Source organism: Sorangium sp. So ce327, assembly GCF_051530205.1.
Lineage (GTDB): Bacteria > Myxococcota_A > Polyangia > Polyangiales > Polyangiaceae > Sorangium > Sorangium cellulosum_B.
The window spans coordinates 8,631,765-8,652,221 of the sequence record NZ_CP150330.1 but is presented as its reverse complement, the minus strand read 5'-3'; the positions used below and the strand labels follow the sequence as shown (position 1 = coordinate 8,652,221).

The 20,457-nt window shown below is 72.0% G+C and carries 11 protein-coding genes and 1 pseudogene; 4 read left to right on the top strand and 8 right to left on the bottom strand.

The window, feature by feature from the left end; all coding sequences use genetic code 11:
• Positions 1-85 precede the first annotated feature (85 nt).
• Positions 86-2,491, top strand: coding sequence for a protein kinase domain-containing protein (locus tag WME95_RS32270; protein WP_437903199.1), 2,406 nt, complete (start codon positions 86-88; stop codon positions 2,489-2,491).
• Between the two features lie 66 nt (positions 2,492-2,557).
• Here the strand turns inward: WME95_RS32270 and WME95_RS32265 are convergent.
• From WME95_RS32265 to WME95_RS32235, 7 genes and pseudogenes are all read right to left on the bottom strand, one after another.
• Positions 2,558-2,962: pseudogene (locus tag WME95_RS32265) on the bottom strand (JAB domain-containing protein); the annotation flags it as partial.
• Between the two features lie 280 nt (positions 2,963-3,242).
• Positions 3,243-3,551: a DUF6968 family protein gene (locus tag WME95_RS32260; protein ID WP_437893967.1), complete on the bottom strand. Its 309-nt coding sequence runs from the start codon at positions 3,549-3,551 to the stop codon at positions 3,243-3,245.
• A 45-nt stretch (positions 3,552-3,596) separates the two neighbouring features.
• Positions 3,597-4,022 carry a hypothetical protein gene (locus WME95_RS32255; RefSeq protein ID WP_437903198.1) on the bottom strand — a complete coding sequence of 142 codons (426 nt, stop codon included), beginning with the start codon at positions 4,020-4,022 and terminating at the stop codon, positions 3,597-3,599.
• A gap of 421 nt (positions 4,023-4,443) precedes the next feature.
• The gene (locus tag WME95_RS32250) at positions 4,444-8,082 is read right to left on the bottom strand and encodes an FG-GAP-like repeat-containing protein (protein WP_437903197.1); all 3,639 of its coding nucleotides are present in this window, start codon (positions 8,080-8,082) and stop codon (positions 4,444-4,446) included.
• A 140-nt stretch (positions 8,083-8,222) separates the two neighbouring features.
• Positions 8,223-9,749, bottom strand: a complete 1,527-nt coding sequence (locus WME95_RS32245; protein ID WP_437903196.1) for a hypothetical protein — start codon at positions 9,747-9,749, stop codon at positions 8,223-8,225.
• A gap of 8 nt (positions 9,750-9,757) precedes the next feature.
• Positions 9,758-12,397, bottom strand: a complete 2,640-nt coding sequence (locus WME95_RS32240) for a TonB-dependent receptor domain-containing protein (RefSeq protein WP_437903195.1) — start codon at positions 12,395-12,397, stop codon at positions 9,758-9,760.
• A gap of 237 nt (positions 12,398-12,634) precedes the next feature.
• Positions 12,635-14,458: a protein kinase domain-containing protein gene (locus tag WME95_RS32235; RefSeq protein WP_437903194.1), complete on the bottom strand. Its 1,824-nt coding sequence runs from the start codon at positions 14,456-14,458 to the stop codon at positions 12,635-12,637.
• Between the two features lie 969 nt (positions 14,459-15,427).
• On the opposite strand from WME95_RS32235, the gene WME95_RS32230 reads away from it, so the two are divergent.
• From WME95_RS32230 to WME95_RS32220, 3 genes are read left to right on the top strand one after another with little or no spacing between them, the layout of a single operon-like run.
• A complete protein-coding gene (locus WME95_RS32230; RefSeq protein ID WP_437542728.1) occupies positions 15,428-17,113 on the top strand; it encodes a protein kinase domain-containing protein in 1,686 nt (561 codons plus the stop codon).
• 15 nt (positions 17,114-17,128) lie between these two features.
• A complete protein-coding gene (locus tag WME95_RS32225) occupies positions 17,129-17,773 on the top strand; it encodes a hypothetical protein (RefSeq protein ID WP_437542725.1) in 645 nt (214 codons plus the stop codon).
• A 12-nt stretch (positions 17,774-17,785) separates the two neighbouring features.
• A complete protein-coding gene (locus tag WME95_RS32220; RefSeq protein WP_437903192.1) occupies positions 17,786-19,633 on the top strand; it encodes a hypothetical protein in 1,848 nt (615 codons plus the stop codon).
• Here the strand turns inward: WME95_RS32220 and WME95_RS32215 are convergent.
• Positions 19,590-20,378 carry an FG-GAP repeat domain-containing protein gene (locus tag WME95_RS32215; RefSeq protein WP_437903191.1) on the bottom strand — a complete coding sequence of 263 codons (789 nt, stop codon included), beginning with the start codon at positions 20,376-20,378 and terminating at the stop codon, positions 19,590-19,592. The two genes, WME95_RS32220 and WME95_RS32215, sit on opposite strands and share 44 nt — an antisense overlap.
• Between the last annotated feature and the right edge of the window lie 79 nt (positions 20,379-20,457).

Sequence of the window (20,457 nt, the reverse complement as noted above, 5' to 3'; positions counted from 1 at the left end):
CGCGGGGAGGTTCCGGGGCTCGAACCTCACGCGCGCGGCAGCGCCTGTGCTCCTCCCCTTCCGGGCGAGGTACTCTCGCCGTTCGATGACGCGCAATGTCCTCCTGCTGGAGCCCATCGCCACGGAGCGCGACTACATGGCCGAGGTGTTGCGTGCAGCCGGGTGGTCCGTCTGCGCGCCCCCCGGCGCGCGTCCCACGCCCGAGGAGTGCGCGGCCGCCGATGCCATCGTCGCGGATCTGGACCGCGCCGCGGTCGAGGGCTGGGTCCGAGCGGGCGATCGGACGCCGCCGCCCGCCCGGCTCATCGTCACGTCGCGGTTCCGCGGCTTCCTCGAGCGGATCCGCGGATTCGAGCAGATCGCGGCGGTCGTCCACAAGCCGGTCACCCCGGAAGCGCTCCTCGGGGCGCTGCTCCCGTCGCCGGGCGGCGGTCCCACCCTGAGCCACCCGGCGGCGGGCGGCGCCGCCGACCCCCTGGACGACCCCGCGCGCGACGCCGAGCTCGAGCGGCGAGGCCTGCGCAGCACGACGCCCGACCCCGAGCTCGTCGTCGTCGCCGAGCTCGTCGCGCGGGGCGTGGGCACGTCGGCCAGCGTCGTGACGATCATCGACTCGTCGCGGCAGATCTTCATCGGCGCGACCGGCCTCCCCCGCGACCTGTCGATCGCCGGAGGGACGCTGCGCTCGTGGTCCTTCTGTCAGCACGTCGCGCGCGACAACGCTCCGCTCATCGTCGAGGACGCCCAGGCGCACCCCGTGCTGTCCGAGAACCCGCTCGTGGCCATGAACCTGGTCCGCGCGTACGCGGGGTTCCCCGTCGTGATCGAGGGGGTCGGGGCCGTCGGGAGCGTGTGCGCGGTGTCCGGCGAGCCCCGGGGGTTCGACGCGGGCAGCATCGCGACCCTCCAGCTCGCGGCCAGGCTGGTGAGCGAGCAGCTCGCGCGGCGCTCCGGCCTCTCGCCCCACGTGACCGAGTCGAACGAGCGGCCCACGTCGCGGCCTGCGCCGGAGAGCGCCGGAGCGCCAGCGCCGCTCGCCCGGGGCGACGCGAACGAGCTGCCCGTGCGGCTCGCCCCCGGCGATCTCGTGGACGACAAGTACTGGATCACCGCGATCCTGGGCGAGGGGGGCCAGTCGCAGGTCTACCTGGCGCGCGAGAAGCTCCTCGGCCAGCTCGTCGCGCTCAAGGTGGTCACGGAGCCGGACGACAGCGCCCTGCTCCGCGAGGCCGAGGCGCTCGTGCGGCTGAGGCACCCGAGCATCGTCCAGCTGTACGGCTGGGGGCGGCTCGACGGCGCGCGCATGTACCTCCTCCTCGAGTACGTCGAGGGAGAGACGATCCACCGCCACATCGTCGACCGCGCCCCGCAGGGCGGGTTCATGCCCCTCCACCAGGTGCTCTCCGTCGTCCGCCAGATCGCGGGCGCGCTCGCGAGCATGCACGCCGAGGGGTACGTGCACGCGGACGTCAAGCCGGGCAACATCCTGCTCGACACGCGGATCGAGCGGGCGGTGCTCATCGACTTCGGGCTCGGGGCGCGGCTCGGCAGCGAGCGGCCCCACCTCGTCGGCGGGACGCGCGGCTTCGCCGCGCCGGAGCAGCTGATCCCCGGGGCGGCCGACCCGCAGCCGGCGCTCGACACCTACGCCCTCGCGGCGGTCACCTACGCCATGCTGACGGGCAGGGCCCCCTTCGAGGCCGCGGGCGCCTACGGCATCGTCGCCATGCAGCAGCGCGGGGAGATCACGCCCCCCTCGCGCGCACGGCCGGGGCTCTCCCCGAGCGTGGACGCCCTCTTCGCGCGGGCGCTCGAGCCGGAGCCGTCCCGGCGCATCGCCTCGCCGGTCGCCTTCGCCGACGCGCTCGCGGCCGCGCTCCTCTCGAGCCCGCTCCTCTCGATCCCAGGCGAGCGTACGCAGGCCCCGATCACGGCGCAGCACGACGGCGCGCCGCTGAGCCGCGGCCTGGCCTTCCGGCTCTGCAGGGCCGAGGCGGCGCGGCGGCTCGGCGAAGGGGGCGAGGCGCGCGTGTGGAGCGGCCTCGATCCGGCGGACCGCGACGCCCTCGTCGCGGCGACCGACGACGCCGCGCTCTACCCGGTGGCGCCCCTCGTGGCCTACCTGCGCGCGCTCGGCGGCGAGGCCACCGGGAGCGTGGAGGCGGCCGGCGGCGCGCTCGCGAGCGCGGCGCTCCCCGAGATGCTGCGCAGGCTCCAGGTCGCGCGGACACCGGAGGCGCTGCTGGAGGTGGCGGGGCCGCTGCTCCGCCGATTCCACGCGTGGGGGCGGGTCCAGGTCGAGCGCACGTCGACCCACAGCGCCAAGGTCGATCTCTGGCTGCCCGACGGGCTTGCGCCGGTGATGTGCCGCTACGTGAGCGGCTTCCTGCGGGCGCTGCTCGCCACGTCAGGGTCCACCGCGCGTCTCCTGGAGCTGCGCTGCGGGGGCGGCGGCACGGGGGCGTGCGTGCTGCAGGTCGGGTGGCGCTGAGCGGCGCTGATCCAAGAGCCGCGGCGAGGGGGTTAGGTGAGGCGGGGTCACCGCTTCCGCGATGGCCTACTCGAGGACGGCGTGGTACCGCCCGCTGGGCGCGACGATGACGTGCGTCTGGAGCGGGACGTTCAGCGCGTAGGAGAGATCGCGGAGCTCCTGGGTCATCGCGTGGTCCTCCCCGGTCGGCGCCGGAGCGCCGCTCGGGTGGTTATGGGCCAGGACGAAGCTGATGGCTGCCATGTCCAGCGCAGCGCGCAGGATGGTCGCGCGGCCTGCGTAGAGGGCGTCGTCGACATCGCGGGCGAGCATGCGCGCCTCGCGGATGCGGCCGTGGCTGTCGAGCGCCGCGATCCAGAGCTCCTCGTGGACGAGGGCCGCGAGCCTCGGGCCGATGTAACGCGCCGCGCGGGCGGCGTCGGTGAGGCGAGCGCCTCGGCGAGCGCGCGCGGCGTGGGCGCGGAGGTCGAGGTGGGCGTCAGCGATCTCGGCGCGGGCACCGTTCACGTGGTCGGGCTCGCCCCCGAGGGCGGCGCGGCTTTCGGGCGGCCGCGTGTGCCCCCGTTTCCCTCACCGGCGAGCTCGCCGCCATCGAGGTGGACGCCGGCGCGCGGGGCCGCCGTCTATGTCCAACTGGCGATCCCATCGGCTGATAGCGCGAAGCATGCTGTAGGGCAGCTGGAACACTACTTATTGTGGCCAGCGGCTCGCCGTTGGGCCGGCCGCGCGTTCGCGCGTCAGCGCGCCGGAGTCACGGCTCAGTGAGTTTGATCTCTGGGAACCCGAGCCACTCCGCATCGAGCCACGAGAGCCGGCCATCTTCCTTATAGTGGTCGAGCATCACCGGAATTAGGAAGAGCGCGCTGTACAGCGCCTGGAAAGCATCGATGCCGGTTCCGTGGGTCTTATGGTTGTGCCCCGCTCCAGCAACTTCCACATCAGCGACCCAGCTCCGAAGAGATGGACTGTACTCGGGTGCCCACACTCGAACTCGGATGCTTTCTTGCGTCCCGCTCGGAAGTGTCAGCTCGATAGTACGTTCCGCGATCACGTCCGGCATGCCCCACCAGCTAGCGCCCTCTTTGGCGATGTCAAGCGCCCTAGCTCAACAGGAGTTCAAGCACTTGCTCTGCCCGTTCTGACGCGCCTGTTCGCAGATGCTCTTCATGAGGAACGGTGAGCGCTCTTCACAGTAAAGCTCCCATCGCGTCGAAAGCGCGAAGCATGCCGTAGGGCAACTGGAACGGCACTTCTTGTAGCCCGCGGCTCGTCCTTCGTTGCTCTCCGAATGGCAGTGACCTGCTTGTGGACGTGTTAAATAGATATCTAGCGCTGCGCCGCACATGAGAGTCCAGATGTTGACGCCATCGTCTACTGCGTTGTAGCACCTTTCTTCTGCTGTGATCGACTCTTCGTGCTCCAGCGCCTCCTCGTTCAATGCGGTCTCTGATTCTGGTGTCGGGTCAACCGTGCATGAAGGGGCGGAGCAGAAGATGAAAGCTGTTGTGATGGCGGTGGTGATGGTTCGCATGTCGCGTCTATTGCGATCGGCATGCCGGGCTCATGTGTGCTTCCCTGAGGCGTGTCGCACCTCTTCCGAACTAGAAACCAAAGGCTTTGGGGCATGAACGGGTCACTTCGGGAACCGTCCTCTTGGTTCTCACCGCGGCTCCTACCAGCCTCTTTCCACGTCGACCGCCCTTCCTCTTTCTGCTCCTCTGCGTAGGCGACGACGTGCGATGTCCGGGAGAGCGCTGTGGGCCGATCCGGAGCAGTTCTGCGGCCGAAGCGTCGAGAGGTGCGTCGGCGAGCTCGGATCCGTCGCTGGCGTCGAGGCGTGTGCCGGGTCCGTCGCCGGCGGCCGGAAGTCGGCCCGCTCAGCGCTGGCGTCTGCGCGGCGTGCATGGCGCCCGTGCAGGTAAGGTGGCCGCGGCGTCGAGGTCACCTAGCGGTCAACAGCCCCTCCGCCGCCTCCCCCACAGCGCCATCGCCCCGACCAGCGCCGCGCCCAGCGCCGCGCCCGCGCCGCGAGCGCCGGACCCGCGCCGCGGCTCGGCGCCCGCGGCCTCGCACGCGCAGCCTCCGCCCAGCTGGAGGATGAGCGGGGCCTGCTGCGGGCCTTCACACAGGTCCACCGTCAGCGGCCGCGGCGCCGTCCGCGCGACCCCTTGCCTGAGCGGCGTGTCGAGGTTGCCCGTGTTCTGGTTGTCGTGATGGAGGCTCTCCCAGGCGATGAGCGCGCCCGTCGTCGCCTCGGTGTGCCAGGCGAAGAGCCAGCCGTCGCGCGTGCCCACGGCGATCTCCAGCGTGCCGTCGCCGTCGAGGTCGCCCACGGCGGGCGTCGTGGTGATCGACTGGCCGGTGAACTTCGGGAACCCGCGCGGCTCCCGGCCGCACCCGTCGAAGGCGTGGAGGAAGTAGCCGCTCGATCCGCTCAGCACCTCGGGGTAGCCGTCGCCGTTCAGATCGACGACCGCCTGGCTGCCCGAGATCGCGTAGTCCTCGAGCACGAACGGGGCGCGAGGCAGCATCGCGCCCGACCTGCCGCTCCAGACGGCGAGCAGGTGAGGCCCCGGCTGCGTCGCCCCCTGCGCGCCCGCGAGGGCGAGCGCGGCCGCCTTCGAGGCGCCCGCGGCGATGACGTCGGGGGTGCCGTCCTGATCGATGTCGCCGAGCGCGGGTTGCGACAGCAGCGGGATCATCGTCCGGGCGCCGGCGGCGGGCGAGAGGGGCCCGAACGTCGGGTCGAGCCCGGCCGGCGAGCCGCCGCTCGCCCGCGGCAGCGCGCCCGCCGGCGTCGCCAGAAGCTCGCGCTGCTCGCCGGGGGAGGCCGGGAGGACGAGCGGCGGCGCGCCGTTGCCCTGGACGACGCCCGCCAGCGCGCCGTCGAACCGCCCGACGACGCCCGAGGCCGTGATCCCCTCCGCTGCGAGCGGGTCGAACGAGAGCGACGGCACGGTGATGGGCCACCCCGCGAGCACGGGCCCGGAGGGCGCGGTCGTGCCTCGCCCATCGATCACGTAGACCGCCCCGGCCTCGCCGTCCTCGCCGAGCCGCTCGCTCGACGCGACAAGCAGATCCGGCAGCGCGTCGCCGTTGAAGTCGGCCACGGCGGGCGTCGCGAGGAGGCGGCTCCGCGCCGGCTCCTCTGCGAGCGGACCCGCGTAGTGCACCTCGACGGGAAAGCCGCGCAGCGCGCTGCCATCCCCGTCGAACGCGTGGACCGTGCCGTCGAACGCCGCCTGGATCACGTCGAGCCGCCCGTCGCCGTCGAGATCCGCGAGGACCGGCGAGGCGAAGGCCCCGCGCGCGATCCGCGCGGCCGCCGACATGCACGGCGCGCTCGCCGGAGCCCCGGGATCGAGGGGGCAGGAGGGGATCTCGGGCAGGCGATTCGGCCACCCCCGCCGGACGTCGCCGTCCGCGCCGATGACGTAGATCGTGCCCGGCCAGGTGGAGATCGCGATCTCCTGCCTGCCGTCGCCGTCGAGGTCCCCGATGGCGGGCGCGCTCAGGATCGGCTCGCGGCCGAGCTTCCTGTCCACCTTGCTGTACGCTGGAGCGCCGACGTAAGCGGGCGTGGCCGGGGACGCCGGCGGATTGAGCAGGCCGTCGGTGGGGCGGGTCATGTACGGGAACCCCGGCAGCGGCTGCGGCCCCTTCGGCGTCACCTTCAGCACGTGCAGCGCGCCGCCGGCCGTCGGGTAGACGAGCTCGAGGACGCCGTCGCCGTCGATGTCGGCCATCTTCGGGCTGCCCTCGACGCTGTCGCCGACGCGGACGGGGAAGCCCTGGACCAGCGTCGGATCGCTGTCGACGTGGACCGTGCGCCGCGCCTCGCTCTCCACCTTGCCGGTGGCGTAGTGAGCGCTCGCTCGGACGCGCACCGTGATCGCGCGATCGTCCTCGCCGTGGGGGCTGTCGGGGTCGCGGAGGTGGGATGTGTCGATCGTGCGCACGTCGAGGGAGGCGATCGGGCCCTCGGCGCCGGTGACGACCGTCGGCGCGACGTTCGTCTCCTTGTGGATCACCTTGAAATCCGCCTCGAGCGGCTGCGCGCCTGCAGCCCACTCGACCCAGTAGTCGTAGGCCATCGCCCGCTTCGCCGAGATGGTGCCCTCGATCGGCACCGGGCCCTGGACCTGATCCTTGTAGACGACCTCGAACCACCGCGGCGACGTGATGTCGACGGCGGGCGGCACGCGCCCCTCGAGGAGCGCCTCCACGGCGCGGTTCGCGTTGACGCGGCCGTGGCCGAACCGCTGATCGAACCCCGCCTGCGAGAAGCGGTACAGCGACCCGGGCTCCTGCGACTCCGGAATGGCGATGTCGTCGGCGGTCGCGACGAGCAGGCCCTGCACCTCCCCCGGGGACAGGGACACGCCGCGGTCGAGGGCGACGGCGTAGAGCAGCCCCGCGACGCCGGCGAGCTCGGCGGTCGCGTCGCTGGCGCAGCCGGGGCTCGACACGGCGAGCACGTTGTTGCCGCCGAAGCTCGAGCACGGCGACGCGTCGACGAACGTGGTCGACGTCGCGACGCTCTGGCCGTCGTGGCGGACGGCGCTCACGGGCAGCGCGTGGTTGCTCGTCGCGGGCACGCTGTGGTGGCGCGAGCCCTCGTTGCCCATCGACGCGACGACGAGCGTCCCCTGGGCGTGGGCATAGTCGAGCGCCGCCTGGACGAAGCCGGTGTTGTCGACGGCGGTCACCGGGCACTGCACGACGTTGGCCCGGCTGTCGGCCGCGTAGAGGAGCGCCTTCGCGAGGTCCTGCGCGTCGGCGACGTGGCTCTCGCCGACGCGCAGCGGGATGAACCTGCACTGCGGGCACACGCCCGCCCCGCCCAGCTGGTTGTTCGTCTGCGCTGCCGACGTCTTCGCGCCCTCGGTGCCGTGGCCGTTGCGGGCGTCGTCGAACGGATCGTTGTCGTTCTTGAAGAAGTCCCAGCCCGCGATGTCGTCGACGTAGCCGTTCCGATCGTCGTCGCTCCCGTCCGAGAAGTTGAGGATGAGGTCGCCGGCGTCGAGCTGGCCGTTCCCGTTCCGATCGCCCTGCGGCCGCCCCTCCGACGCCGCGGGCGTGAGCTCCGGCGTGTCCCTGTAGTCCGCGACGGAGAGGACCCCATCGCCGTTGCAGTCGAAGCCCTCGAGCGCGCCGTCGCCGCCGCACCCCGCGCCGTCCGCGTGCCGCGGCTTGTGGGCCGCGAGCTCGCCCTGGTTGAGCCACACCTTCTCCAGGAGATCCCCCTCTCCCCAGAAGATCCCGGAGTCGGCGACGGCGATCCTGACGCGCGGGTCCCCCTGGGTGAAGCGCCAGGCGAGATCGATCGCCATGCCGGCGGCGGACTCCTCCGGCCGGACGTACCCGCTCGGGGCCGGGATGAACGAGTAGAATCCCCACTGCCCGCTCTGCGTGACCGACGTGCCGTAGTCCGGATCGTTCGGCCAGTGCTCGGGCTCGGCCATGTCCGCTGCGCTGGCCAACACGGGCGGCGGCCAGCCGCCGGACGCGTCGGATGGAACGAGCGCGCCCGCCGCGGCGCCGCCGAGCGCCCCCAGAAGAGCAAGCGAGGGAAAGCAAGTGCAGCGCATGCCGAGACCCTACCATCGGTTCGCGCGCGCGAGGCAACCGCCGCCTCCAGCAGGAAACCGGCGCTTTCACCGCGCCCGGGCCCGGATCGCGGCGGCCTTCGCGCCGCGCGCGACCCGACGCCGCTGCGGCGTTGCGGCGGTTACTGCGCGCAGGCCGCCGGCGTCGGGTGCTCGGCGCAGTACGCGCTGTCGTCCGGCGGGCCGATGCGCAGCACGACGCTCTGCGACGCGAGGCGCGGCCGCGCGCCGCAGACGTCGGCCGTCTCGGCCTCCGACGGCGCGCACACGCCGGCCTCGTTGGGCACGGTCCAGGCCTGACCGGTGCCGTAGATGAGGTTGAGCGCGTAGCTCCCCTCGGGCAGGCATCCGAACGCGACCTCGATGGTGCGCCCGAACTGCCGGCTCAGCGCCTCCTCGACCTTGGCCACGTCCCGCTCCGCGATGATGTCGTTGCCTTCCTTGTCGGTCTTGTGGCTGAGCACGAGCACGCCCCCTCGCTCCGGCTCGGTCGGGTGCATGCACAGCGCGGCGGGCCGGACGCCGATGAGCGCGCTGTCTCGCGGCTCGTTCAGCGGCTCCGGGCCGAGCGAGGCGGTGGTCACGAGATCGTCGTAGATCGTGAGCCCCTGGAGGATCACAGCGGGCGCGGCCTGGCTGGTCAGCGGCTCCTCGTCGTCCTGCTTCGCGAACACCGAGATCGGGAAGAGCGCCGGGATCAGGGCCGAGTCGGGGACATGATCGTCGCCGTCGATCACCCCGTCGCCGTTCACGTCCTGCCGCGCGTAGAGGAGGGTCGGCGCGGGCTCGCCGTCCACCGGCAGCGAGAGCGGGGGCTTCGCCGCGCGCGCGACCTCGCTGTCCGGCACCCCCGCGGCGAGCCGCAGGCGCAGCAGCGACGCCTCGGTGCCGGCGGGGTTGGCCGGGCTGAACGTCTCCAGCTGGAAGTCCGAGGCCATGACCACCTCGCTCGGGCTCTGCGTGACGCCGGACGCCGGCGCGAGCACCTCGGCGAGGTGGAAGAGCGGCCGCTCCAGCGGGAGCGGGAGGCCGAGGGTGACGGCGATGCCGCTGACGCGCGTGCCCGTCTCGGGGATGGGGGCGGCGATCGTGATAGCGCGGTACCGCGGGGCGGCGCCCTCGAGCACCTCGGTCGCGTTCTCGATCGCGCCTCCGGCCACGTCGCCCCGGGTCGGCAGGTTGGCGATGCTGAAGGTGGGGTCGAAATTGCCGTCACGGTCGTAAAATCCGCGGACCTGGTAGGTGCCGGCGGCCAGGGGCGAAAGCCTCCAGGTAGCGCTCACGGTGACGGGCGGCTCGTCCGGCTCGGGGCAGTGGAGCGCGCCGTCCTCGGAGCGATCGAGCGCCGCGCCCAGGCCTCCGAAGAGCTCGTCGCCGGGGATCACGTCGATGCTCGCGGCCGAGGTGCCGAGCCCCTCGGGCGGCGGCAGCAGGCGCGTGTCGAAGCCGAGCACGATCGCGGCACCGACGACGTGGCCGTCCTTCGTGCAGGGCCGGGGTCCGGAGTACGTCACCGTGCCGTCGAGCACCCCGGCGGGGCCGCTCAGGTCCGGCAGCGGGACGAAGACCTCCACGTCGTCGCAGCCCGGGAGGGCCGCGAGGAGTGCGCCGAGCAGGAGGAGACCGGTGCGGGGGCTGGGTCGGAGCATGGCCTTGCCTAGAGCGAGTAGCTGAAGAATCCCATGAAGCGCCGGCCGATGCGGTTGCCGAACGGGTGCATCTGCAGCGCGTTGTCGCCGAGCCCGTCGAGCGCGTTGAACACGGTCGCGGAGATCTCGGCGCGGTCCAGGAAGCGGTAGCCGACGCGCGCGTTGAGCAGCGTGTACGCGGGCAGCTCGTACTGTTTCGTGGCGATGACCGTCCCCGTCGGGACCTGCTCGGCCCACACCTGCGAGGACTGGTAGTGGAGCGTGACCTCGCCGTCGACGCCGATCGGCGTGCGGACCTGGACCCCGGCGTTCACCTTGTGCCGGCTGGTGCGCGCGTCCTCGAGCGCGTCGCGCCCGTCGGGGCGCTGGTGCATCGAGCGGTTGAGCGCGTAGTTGGCGAAGATGTCGAGCCCCTCGATGGGGTAGACGCGGCCGCCGAGCTCGCCGCCGAAGACGTGGTAGACGTCGCTCTGGTTCTCGAAGCCGCCGAATCCGGAGGTGTATCTCCCGGTCTCCGGGTTCAGCCCCCCGGACCCGTGGGCGCGCTGCGAGAGGGTCGTGCGCTGCGGCTCGGCGAGCACGATGAGATCGCTCACGCGGTTGTAATACGCGGTGACCTCGAACTCGAAGTAGTCGCTCTGCTGGTTCAGGTAGCTCGCCTCGGCGGTGATGATCTGCTCGGGGTCGATGGGGCGCTCGGAGCTGCCCGGCGTCCTCGAGGTCGAGAGGAGCTCGAGGCCGGGCAGCGCGAGCTGGATGGGCAGGTCGACGTAGGCCTCGAGCGACGTGGGCGAGCGGAACGCCGTCGAGCCCGAGAGGCGGATCGCCTGGCGCTCGGTCGGCTTGACGATGACGGAGCCGCGCGGCGACGGGATGAGCCGCTCCAGGTAGGGCACGTAGTCGAGCCTCCCGGACGCGACCACCGTGACGCGCTCGCCGAGCTTCATCGAGTCCTGGAGGAACACCGACCCCTGGTGCTCGAGCGGCATGTCGTCCTCGAGGTAGCTCCACGACGTCGCCTTGAGCCGGTAGCCGAGGCCGATGTGGAAGTCGTGCACGACGGGGGCGGGCGCGCGGAGCGTCTTCACGAACTCGAGCTCGGCGTTCACGACGTGCTGCTGCGGCCGCCCTGCGAACAGCGTGTGCCCGAGGTAGGCGGCGTTGAGCAGCGAGTACCCGTCGAGGTTCGAGTAGTACGTCCGCGCGTTGACGTTCTCGCTGCGGTACGCGACCGCGACGTCGGCGTTGGCGACCTCCAGGTTGTAGTCGTTGAAGGGGCCGATGCCGTAGATGTCGAGCTCGCTCCGGGCGTAGCCGGCGCCCACCGTGAGCTCGCGCTGCGGCCCGAGCCGCTGCGAGGTCCGGAGGTCGATGCGGACGTTCTGCGCGCCGAGATCCTGGCTCTGGCCGCTCGTCTCGAGGTCGATGCGGTCGGCCGCGACCTCGCGCGACCACCGGGGATAGCGGGTGTAGCCCGCGGAGAGGCGGTACGCGAAATCGCCCTCGCGCGCGGAGGCCCACACCGAGGCGTAGCCCTGCCGGTGATCGCCGTAGCCCGCGCGGAAGCCGCTCTTCCCGACGCCCGGCTCGATCGTGATGATGTTGACGATGCCGGCGAACGCGTCGGCGCCGTAGAGCGCGGAGCCCGGGCCGCGCACCACCTCGACGCGCTCGATCTGATCCACGTCGATCGAGAGCGCCTCCCAGAAGGTCGAGCCGAGCACGTCGTTCTTGACCGTGCGCCCGTTCACGAGGACGAGGATCTTGTTGGCGAGGCGGCTGTTGAAGCCGCGCATCGACACGTTCTCGTCGCCGCCCGTGATTTGCATGACGTCCATGCCGGCGACGCGCCGGAGCAGCTCGGGGATGCGCGTGATCCCGGAGAGCCGGATGTCCTGCCGGGTCACGATGGTCGTCGAGTTCGGGGAGTCGAGCGGGCTCTGGGCGCCGCGCGAGGCGGTGACGACCGTCTCCTGGTAGACGTCCTCGGTCCGGGCCGCGCCGACGATCCTCGCGGCGTCGCCGGGGGCCGCCTTCGATCCCGGCCCTGGCGCCTTCGTCGCGGCCGTCGCGGGCGCGCCCTGCGCGGCGGGCTCCCCGCCGGGGGGCGGTGTAGCGGGCGCCTCGCCCGGGGCGGGCTGCTGCGGCGCCGGCTGCTGCGGCGCGGGCGCCGGCGGCTGCTTCGGCTCGGGGATCGCCGCGGCGCGCTGCGCGGCGAGGCGCTGCTCCAGCTGCTCCACGATCCGCGTCACCTGCTCGCGGTCCGCGGGATCGCTCGCGATGTACTCGCGGTAGGCGGCGAGCGCCTGCTCGATGTGGCCCGCCTCGGCGTGCGCGCGCGCGATGTTGAAGGTGACGTTCGGGTGCGGGAGGATCTCGTTGGCCTTCTGGAGCTGCCGGATGCCCTCGTCGAACTGCTTCTGGGCGATGAGATCCATGCCTGCCCGGAAGTGGAGGCGCGCCTCGGTGCGGGCGTCGGCGAGCGCGCCGCGCGCGGCGGTCATCGCGCCGAAGGCGACGGCGCAGGCGAGGAGCTTCCGCCGGAGCGCCGTCGCGCCGCGCGGCCGCGCCGCGCGGGCGTCGTCGGTCGGGTCGAGCGCCGCGACGTCGTCGCGGCGGCGGTGCGAGCAGGAATCGGAAGACGACATGAGTTCGCCCTGTCCTCAGCGGGGCCGGGGAGCGAAGGCGATCCCGGCGAGAGCTCGGGAGCGCTGACGGCGCTGCTCCCCACGTCACACCGAACACTTCATCGACGGGTCCACGCGAGGAGCGTCCGGTGAGCTCCTCGCGCGAACGCGAAGCCGCTGCGGCCATCGTAAAAGGTCGCAGCCGCGAAAGCGCGGCGACTCTACCAGAAGAGCGGCCGGGGCGCGTCCGCGCCCTCGTCAGTAGGGGTTGCTCTTGTACGGCTCGGGCTTCTGGAGGTTCGCCCTGGGTTTGCTCGGGGTCGCCGGCGCCGCGATCGCGGCCGGGTCGAGCTTCGCGCGCACCTTCTCCTCGGCGCCGGAGACGCGCACCGTGGCGGGCTTGTAGCCCGGCTTCTCGAACACGAGCTCGTGCTCCAGCGCGAGCGCGGCCGCGGCCCCTCGCCAGACGATCTCGCACGGCGTCTCGGCGCAGAGCTCCTTGTTGCCTTCCCTGACGGCCGCGCCGGGCGGCGTGCTCTCGACGTGCAGCCCGCGCGCCGCGGGCGCCTGCGCTGCCGGGGCCGTCGCTGCGGGCGGAGGAGGGCTCACCGCGCCCTGCTCGCGCGCCGCCGCGCTCGTGTAGGCGGCCGGCCCGCGCGCCATCAGGGCGGCGGCGACGCCGACCCCGACCGCGAGGACCGCGGTGAGCGCCCAGGGGATGACCTTTCGACCGGAGCTCGCGCCGGTCTGGGCGGAGGAGAGCCCCTCCGCGGGCGGCGCAGGGCGCGATCCCATCGCGTCGGTGATCGACGGGGGGACGAAGACGGGCGCCGCCGGCGGCTTGAGGGCGCTGTCCGTGGCGAGGGGGCCTGTATAGGTGGCGGGTGAGCTCGCGGGTGGCGACGAGTACGGCGTGGAGAGGCCCGGAAAATCGCTCGTCGTCGAGAGCGGAGCGGCCGATGGGTACGGCGTGGCCGACGGACGCGAGGGCGCCGATGGGTAGGGCGTGGCCGACGGATACGAGGGCGCCGATGGGTACGGCGTGGCCGACGGATACGAGGGCGCCGACGGGTACGGCGTGGCCGACGTATACGAGGGCAGCGACGCGCGGTAGCCCGTCGTGCCGGACAGCATGGGCGGGTTCTCGCCCGTGTCTCGCGTGGAGATGCCGCCTGCGGTGAACTTGAGCGCGGTGACGAGCTCGTTCATCGACGAGAAGCGGTGCGCCGGGTCCTTCTCCAGGCAGCGATAGACGATCCCCTCCATCGTCTGCGAGATGGAGAGCTGGGGGTTGTGGGCCTGCATCGGCGGGATCTGGTCGTGGACGTGCGACATGAGCGTCCCGACGCCCGCGCCCTTGTCGAAGGGCACCTGGCCCGACAGCATCTCGTACATCATCACGCCGAGCGCGTAGATATCGGTGCGCGCCGAGACATCGCTGCCGGTGATCTGCTCGGGCGCCATGTACTTGGGCGAGCCCATGAACAGGCCTTGTTGGGTCAGGTCCTCGCCGCTCTGGGTGTCCTTGACGAGCCCGAAATCGAGCACCTTCACGTGGTCGTGCTCGTCCTCGTGATCGACGAGCAGGACGTTGCCCGGCTTGAGGTCGCGGTGCACGACGCCGAGCCCGTGCGCCTCGCGGAGCGACCGGCAGATCTGGCGCGCGATGTGGGCCGCGCGCGCCTCGGAGAACGGCCCTTCCTCGCGGAGCACGCGGTGCAGGGTCTTCCCCTCGATGTACTCCATCGCGATGTAGTAGATATCGTCGTCGCTCTGGCCGTAGTCGAACACGGTGACCGTGTTCGGGTGCGTGAGCTTCGCCGCGATCGACGCTTCGAGGAAGAAGCGCCTGTGGAACTCGGGATCGTGGTCGCCGTCGTACTTGGGGCTCAGCACCTTGAGCGCGCAGATGCGGCCGAGCGGCGCCTGCTCGGCCCTGTACACCTTCCCCATGCCGCCGCGGGCGATGACGCTGACGATCGTGAAGCGGCCGTTGATGACACGCCCCAGCAGCGGGTCTGTCGCGGCAGCCCTCGAGACCTTCGAGCTGCCGGTTACCTCTCGCTGTCGGCTATCAGGCATGTCGCGCCTCTCCTCGGGCAGCGGGAGGAGGTGAAGATTGGACACACAGCAGCCGCCTCGGAAGCAGTGTGACTGAGGCGACTCTGAGGTGTCAATCTGCAGTGCCACGATACAAGCAGGAAATGCGCGGAGCGTGGTGCGCTGCCGTCCGTACGGTCGGTGAGCCATGGCGGGCCGCGCGAGGCTGAACGTGGGTGACCCCGGCGCGTCGCTGTGGGGTGAAGAACGTAGACGGATCGCGCGCAGGAGCGGGACGTTTGCACGGCCTGCGCATCGCCTCGGTCTGCGCGGCTCGCGGGCGGATCGCTCCGTCGCGAGCGCTGCGCGGCGCGCGGGTTGAAGGGGGTCGATCTGCGGCGGACCGCGACCGTGAGCAGGGAGCCGCGTTCTGCGCGAGGCCGCCGATCCAGATGCGGTTCGCGTCGTCGGTGAAGAGAGAGGGAGAGCGACGTGCCTGCGATCGCGAGGCCCATGAGCGGCGCCAGGGAGCTGTCGGCGCGCACGCGACCGCCGTCGCCGCTCCCGTGCACGCCCTCGGACGGCGTCAGTCGGACGATGTCCTTCGCGTCCTCTGCACCGTCTGAATCGTCCCGGACGAACATCGGTCCGCTGGGCCGTCCCCAGGCCACCGCGGAGGAGCCACTCTTCTCGCCCGTCCGGTGGATGGGGCGTGGCTTCAACGGCTCGCTGGCCCGGCGCACGTCACGCCAGCGCAGGCGCGCGCGGCGGTCGCGCCGGGCTGGTCGAGCCGCGTAAACAAATCAGCCGTCATCGTCAAGAGATCCCGGCGGCCGGGACGTTCGGAGGAGCGATCTCGGCCCAAATCAGCGGGTAGGCGGCCGCCGCCGCGCTGGGTTTGGCCTCTCCCTCCGAACGACCGTTGCGCTCGACGTTCAGATGGACGACGCTGTGCGCCGCAGCCGGTGTCGGGCACGCTCCGGTTCGCGCTCCTTTTATCCACCGCGGGCCGTGACCAAGACACCCCCTCCTCCCATCACTGCCGGAACGGTCATCAATGACCGTTACGACATCCGTCAGAGCCTCGGTAAGGGCGGCATGGGCGAGGTCTTCCTGGCCTTCGATCGCTCGACGCAGCAGACCGTGGCCCTCAAGGTGGTCCGCGAAGAGTCGCGCATGCCAGGCGACGACGAGGCGCTCCGCCAGGAGCTCCTCCTCGCGCGCTCGGTGGGCCACCCGAACGTCTGTCGCGTGCACGACCTCGCGCCGAGCCCGTGGGGCCCCATCCTCGTGATGGAGCAGATCCCCGGGCAGACGCTCCACACGCACATTCGCAAGCGCAAGGCCCAGGGCGGCTACTCGGCGGACGAGTTCCGCAAGATCGCGAGCGAGGTCTGCAACGGGCTCGCCGCCATCCACGCGCAGGGCCTCGTGCACGGCGATCTGAAGCCGGGCAACGTGATGGTCTCCGAGGGCCGCGCGGTGATCCTCGACTTCGGCTTCGCCCAGGAGCGCGCGCGCGCCTCGGCGCGCCGCCCAGGCGCCCCGCCCGACGGCGGCACGCCGAACTACATGTCTCCCGAGCGGCTGCGCAACGGCGGCGCGAGCCCCGAGGACGACGTGTACGCGATGGCCTTGACCCTCTGGGAGATGTGGACCTGCCGCGTCCCGGAGCCCGGCTACAAGCCGCGGCTCAAGACGATGAAGCAGCAGATCATGTTCGACGTCCCGGCGGGCCTGTCGATCGACGAGGTGCGGCAGATCTTCCGCGGCCTCAACGAGGACCCGTCGATGCGGCCGCAGGCGCGGCACATGCGCTTCTTCAACCCGTCGCAGCTCACGACGAGCCCGATCCAGCTGCCGCGCGAGCGCCTCGATCCGGGACCGCCGCCGGGCGGCGCGCTCAAGCTGAACTTCACCCCCGGGGCGCAGTCGCTGCTCGTGACGTACGCGACGAACGCGCCCGAGATCGTGGGCTCCCTGCTGCCGCTGCACGACACGAAGCTCGCGCTCGGCCGTCGCAGCGATCAGAGCCTGTGCGTGCCCGAGGCGACCGTCTCGGGGGCGCACGCGATCCTGAAGTGGCAGACGGGTTCGTGGTTCATCGAGGACCAGGGCAGCACGAACGGCAGCTACGCGGACTTCAACTACGAGCGCAAGTCGCAGGTCTCGCTGCTGCACGGCGGCGAGGTGCAGGTCGGCGAGTGCCGGATGAAGCTCGTGACGTTCGGCCCGGACTCGCCGCAGCACCGGCGCGCGAAGCAGTACCTCGCGAAGCGCGACGGCCTCACCGGCCTGCTCGTGCGCGAGCACCTGATGAAGGCGATCGACGAGGACGGGCTGTTCGCCGACTGGGCCGAGGTGCCGATGCAGGTCGCGCGGTACGAGCTGCGCGGGCCGAACCGCCAGGTCAGCGAGCGCCCGACCATCCTGGAGATGCTCGCCCTGCGGAAGGCGGCGCAGCGGGTGATCGATCTGACCGAGATGCTCCTGCTCAGCCTCACGCCGGCCGTCGCGGGCCGGACGGGTCCGCTCAAGTTCGTGGTCTCGATCGTGGGTCCGAGCATCGACGAGGCCCGTCACGTGGTCGAGCAGGTGGTCGCGCAGGTTCAGGGCATGCTCCCGGAGACGCTCGAGCTCGGCGCGACGCTGGTGAAGGGCGAGCCTGGGCGCCCTGCGCGGACGCTCATCGATTGAGCCTGAGCGCGTCCGATGAACAGCCGGCCTCCGTTCCCCTCCACCTCCAGTCCGCCGTCTCAGCCCTCGCCGTACCGCTACCTCGGTCGCGGCGGCAGCGAGCGCCCCGTGCGGCTCCAGATCATCATCGCGCTCGTCGCGGGCCTCATCGTGGTGGCGGTGCCGCTCTACCTGTGGCGGCGCCCGAAGCCCGAGTCGATCCCCTCCGCGGACGCCGCGACGGCTGACGCCGGCGCCTACGCCTGGGACGCGGGCGCGCTCGCCGACGCGGGCGCCGAGCTGTCGGCGGGCGTCACGCTCTCGCCGTTCACCACGATCAAGTGCGAGAACCCCGGCCCGGGCACCACCCCGCCCGAGCGCTGCGATCACGTCACGTTCTTCGAGGACGGCCTGTCGCGCGCGATCCGCGACAACGTCCAGTGCGCCCCTTCCGGCAAGGCGAGCGTCACGGTGAGCTTCGTCCTCGAGATGGACTTCCGGCGCAAGCGGACCAACCTCTACGTGGGCAAGTCGACGACGGTGAGCCGCGCGAAGACGAAGGAGCTGCTCCGCTGCGTGAAGCGGGCCATGCCGACGCCCGACTGGGGGACGATCCCGCACCAGTACGTGAAGTACAAGATCAACGTCATGGCGACGTACCCTTCCAACGAGTCCTTCTGAGGCGAGCGGCTCGTGCGTAGCGCATCGATCGTCCTGGTGCGCTTCGCGCTCCTGGCCTTCGGGGCGCTCCTTGCGATCGAGGCGCGAGCCCAGCAGGGCGGGACGGCAGCGACCGCCGGGAAGCAGGGGGGGCCGGCGGCGACCGCCGCGCCGGCTCGGAGCGAGGGCTATTCGAGCTACGAGAGCGCCACCATCGAGCGTGTCCTGTCGCGCCTCGGCGCGACGCTCGATCCTGCCCCCGAGGGCAAGATCGTCGAGGGGATCGACGTGGTCCCGCTCGAGGTGTTCGAGGACCGCGATCCTGCGCCGGCGTTCCTTAACTGGTTCCACGCCCTCTCGCGGCCGTACGTCATCCGGCGCGAGGTGCTGCTCGCGGCCGGGCGCCCTTACGAGCAGGCGCTCGCCGACGAGTCGGCGCGCCACCTGCGCGAGCTGATCCAGCTGTCGCTCGTCCTCGTCTTCGCCGTGCGAGGCGGCGCTCCGGATCGGGTGCGCGTCGCCGTCGTCACCAAGGACGTCTGGAGCCTGCGCCTCAACTCGGACTACCGCATCGCCGGCGGGCAGCTCGAGTACCTGTTCCTGCAGCCCAGCGAGCAGAACCTGCTCGGCGTCCACCACGCCGTCGCGGCGCAGCTCGCGCTCGATCCCGGCGCGCTCTCGCTCGGGGTCACCTACGCGATGCCGCGCATCGGGGGCAGCCACGTGCGGCTGCGGACCCAGGCGAACGCGATCACCGACCGGGAGACCGGCAAGCTCGAGGGCTCGAGCGGCGAGTTCATCTACGGGCAGCCGCTCTACGCCACGCAGGCGGAGTGGGCCTGGGAGCTCGAGATCTCCTGGCGCGACGAGGTGACCCGCCGCTTCATCGGCACGAAGCTCGCCACCTTCGACGCGGAGGCCACGCCGGGGGACGATCGCGTCCCGTATCGCTACAGGAGCGATCTCCTGGTGGGCAGCTACGCCGTCACGCGCAGCTTCGGTGGAGGCGCGTCGAGGTCCTCGGCCGTGAAGCACGACGTCTCGGTGGGCATCGAGGCGAGCCGCAAGGTCTATCGCCTCGACGCGCCGGGGGGCCTCGCCCCTGCCGCGATCGCCGAGTTCGAGGAGCGCGTGATGCCGGTGAGCGACACCCGCGTCGCGCCGACGTTCAAGTACGCGACGTACTCGACCCGCTTCTTGCGCGTCCTCGACTTCAACACGCTCGCGCTGCAGGAGGACTACCGGCTGGGGCACGAGCTCGCGATCCTGATCTATCCGGTCACGACCGCGCTCAACTCCAGCCGGAGCTTCCTCGGGATCTCCGCGGCGGCCGCGTACACCGTCGCGCTCGGCGACGGCCTCGCGCGCGCCGTGGTCGAGACCGTCACCGAGCTCGACGGCTCGCAGATCTTCGACGCCTCCATCGAGGCGCGCGCGCGGGTCCACACGCCGAGCTTCGGCGTCGGGCGGCTCGTGTTCGACGTGCGCCTGTTCGACCGGTACAGGAACTACCTCAACAGGAAGCTGGTCCTCGGCGGCGACACACGGCTCCGCGGGTATCCGACGGCGGCGTTCATCGGCGAGGACGTGCTCTCTGCGAACCTGGAGCTCCGCACGCGGCCCCTCGAGATCTGGTCGTGCCAGGTCGCGGGCGCGGCCTTCTTCGACGCCGGCGACGCCTTCGACGGCTTCGACGATCTGCGCCTCAAGCAGTCGGCTGGCTTCGGGGTGCGGGCCCTCTTCCCGCAGCTCAGCCGCGTCGTCATGCGCGCCGACTGGGGGGTGCCGCTGACGCGCGGCTACAAGGAGCCTGACGCGCTCCCCGGCGACATCCTCGTCACCTTCGAGCAGGCGTTTCCGATGCTCCCTGCGGACGAGTAGGGACGCCGCCGGCGCCGGGCGGCGCCGGTGGACCGCTCGCGGCCGCCGCCACGCGCGCGCGGTGCGCCGAGAACGCGCCCCGGAGCGCGGGCGTCACCGGCTCTCGGTCGAGCGTCGCGAGCGCCTCGGCCGCCGGCCTGCCCGCGAGCACCGCGTGCCAGGCCTGCTCGAGCGCTCCCCGCAGGCGCGCGGCGTCGTCCTTCGGCGGCTCCTGCCGCTTGCGCTGGCCCGCCTTCTCCGCGCCGGGGCCTTCCGCGCGCTCTAGATGGAACGCCCGAGCGACGCTGCCGCGGTGCGTGTAGCGATCTCCCTCGAACCCCGCGACGTCGAGGAGATCCGGCGCGATGGGATCCGCCTCGTCCAGCGGGATCCGGCCGGCGAGCTCCAGGATGCCATCCTGGTCGACGTCGAGCGCGAACCGCGGCGGCGCCGCGAGCTCGACGGCGTACCGGGCCGCGCCGAGCGGCTGCACGGCCCAGATCTCCAGCTCGCCTCCCTCGTTTCTGAGCACGACGTCGGGAGCGCCGTCTCGGTTGAGATCGGTCCCGGAGCGGAACACCCCGAGCTGCTCCGTCGCCTCCGGCTCGTGGCCGGGGAGGAGCGACGGTATCAGCTGCGTCGCCTGTCTGCGGTCCACGCGCCCGCTGTCGAGGGGCCCCGCGGCGATGACCACGCCGTGCGGCGTCGCCACGCGGACCGCCGAGGTGCGGCGCCCGAGCGCGTCGGTCCCGCTGTAGCCGCGCACCACCACCTCGCCGCCGCGCCGTACCGCGCCGCGGAGCTCGACCTCGAGCTTCAGCCCGAGCTCGGCGGCCTCCGCGTCG

Bases quoted from the DNA above. Each gene is read 5' to 3' on its own strand.
- WME95_RS32245 (WP_437903196.1), bottom strand. From the start codon at position 9,749: ATGCTCCGACCCAGCCCCCGCACCGGTCTCCTCCTGCTCGGCGCACTC.
- WME95_RS32235 (WP_437903194.1), bottom strand. From the start codon at position 14,458: ATGCCTGATAGCCGACAGCGAGAGGTAACCGGCAGCTCGAAGGTCTCG.
- WME95_RS32225 (WP_437542725.1), top strand. From the start codon at position 17,129: ATGAACAGCCGGCCTCCGTTCCCCTCCACCTCCAGTCCGCCGTCTCAG.
- WME95_RS32240 (WP_437903195.1), bottom strand. From the start codon at position 12,397: ATGTCGTCTTCCGATTCCTGCTCGCACCGCCGCCGCGACGACGTCGCG.
- WME95_RS32260 (WP_437893967.1), bottom strand. From the start codon at position 3,551: ATGCCGGACGTGATCGCGGAACGTACTATCGAGCTGACACTTCCGAGC.
- WME95_RS32270 (WP_437903199.1), top strand. From the start codon at position 86: ATGACGCGCAATGTCCTCCTGCTGGAGCCCATCGCCACGGAGCGCGAC.
- WME95_RS32255 (WP_437903198.1), bottom strand. From the start codon at position 4,022: ATGCGAACCATCACCACCGCCATCACAACAGCTTTCATCTTCTGCTCC.
- WME95_RS32250 (WP_437903197.1), bottom strand. From the start codon at position 8,082: ATGCGCTGCACTTGCTTTCCCTCGCTTGCTCTTCTGGGGGCGCTCGGC.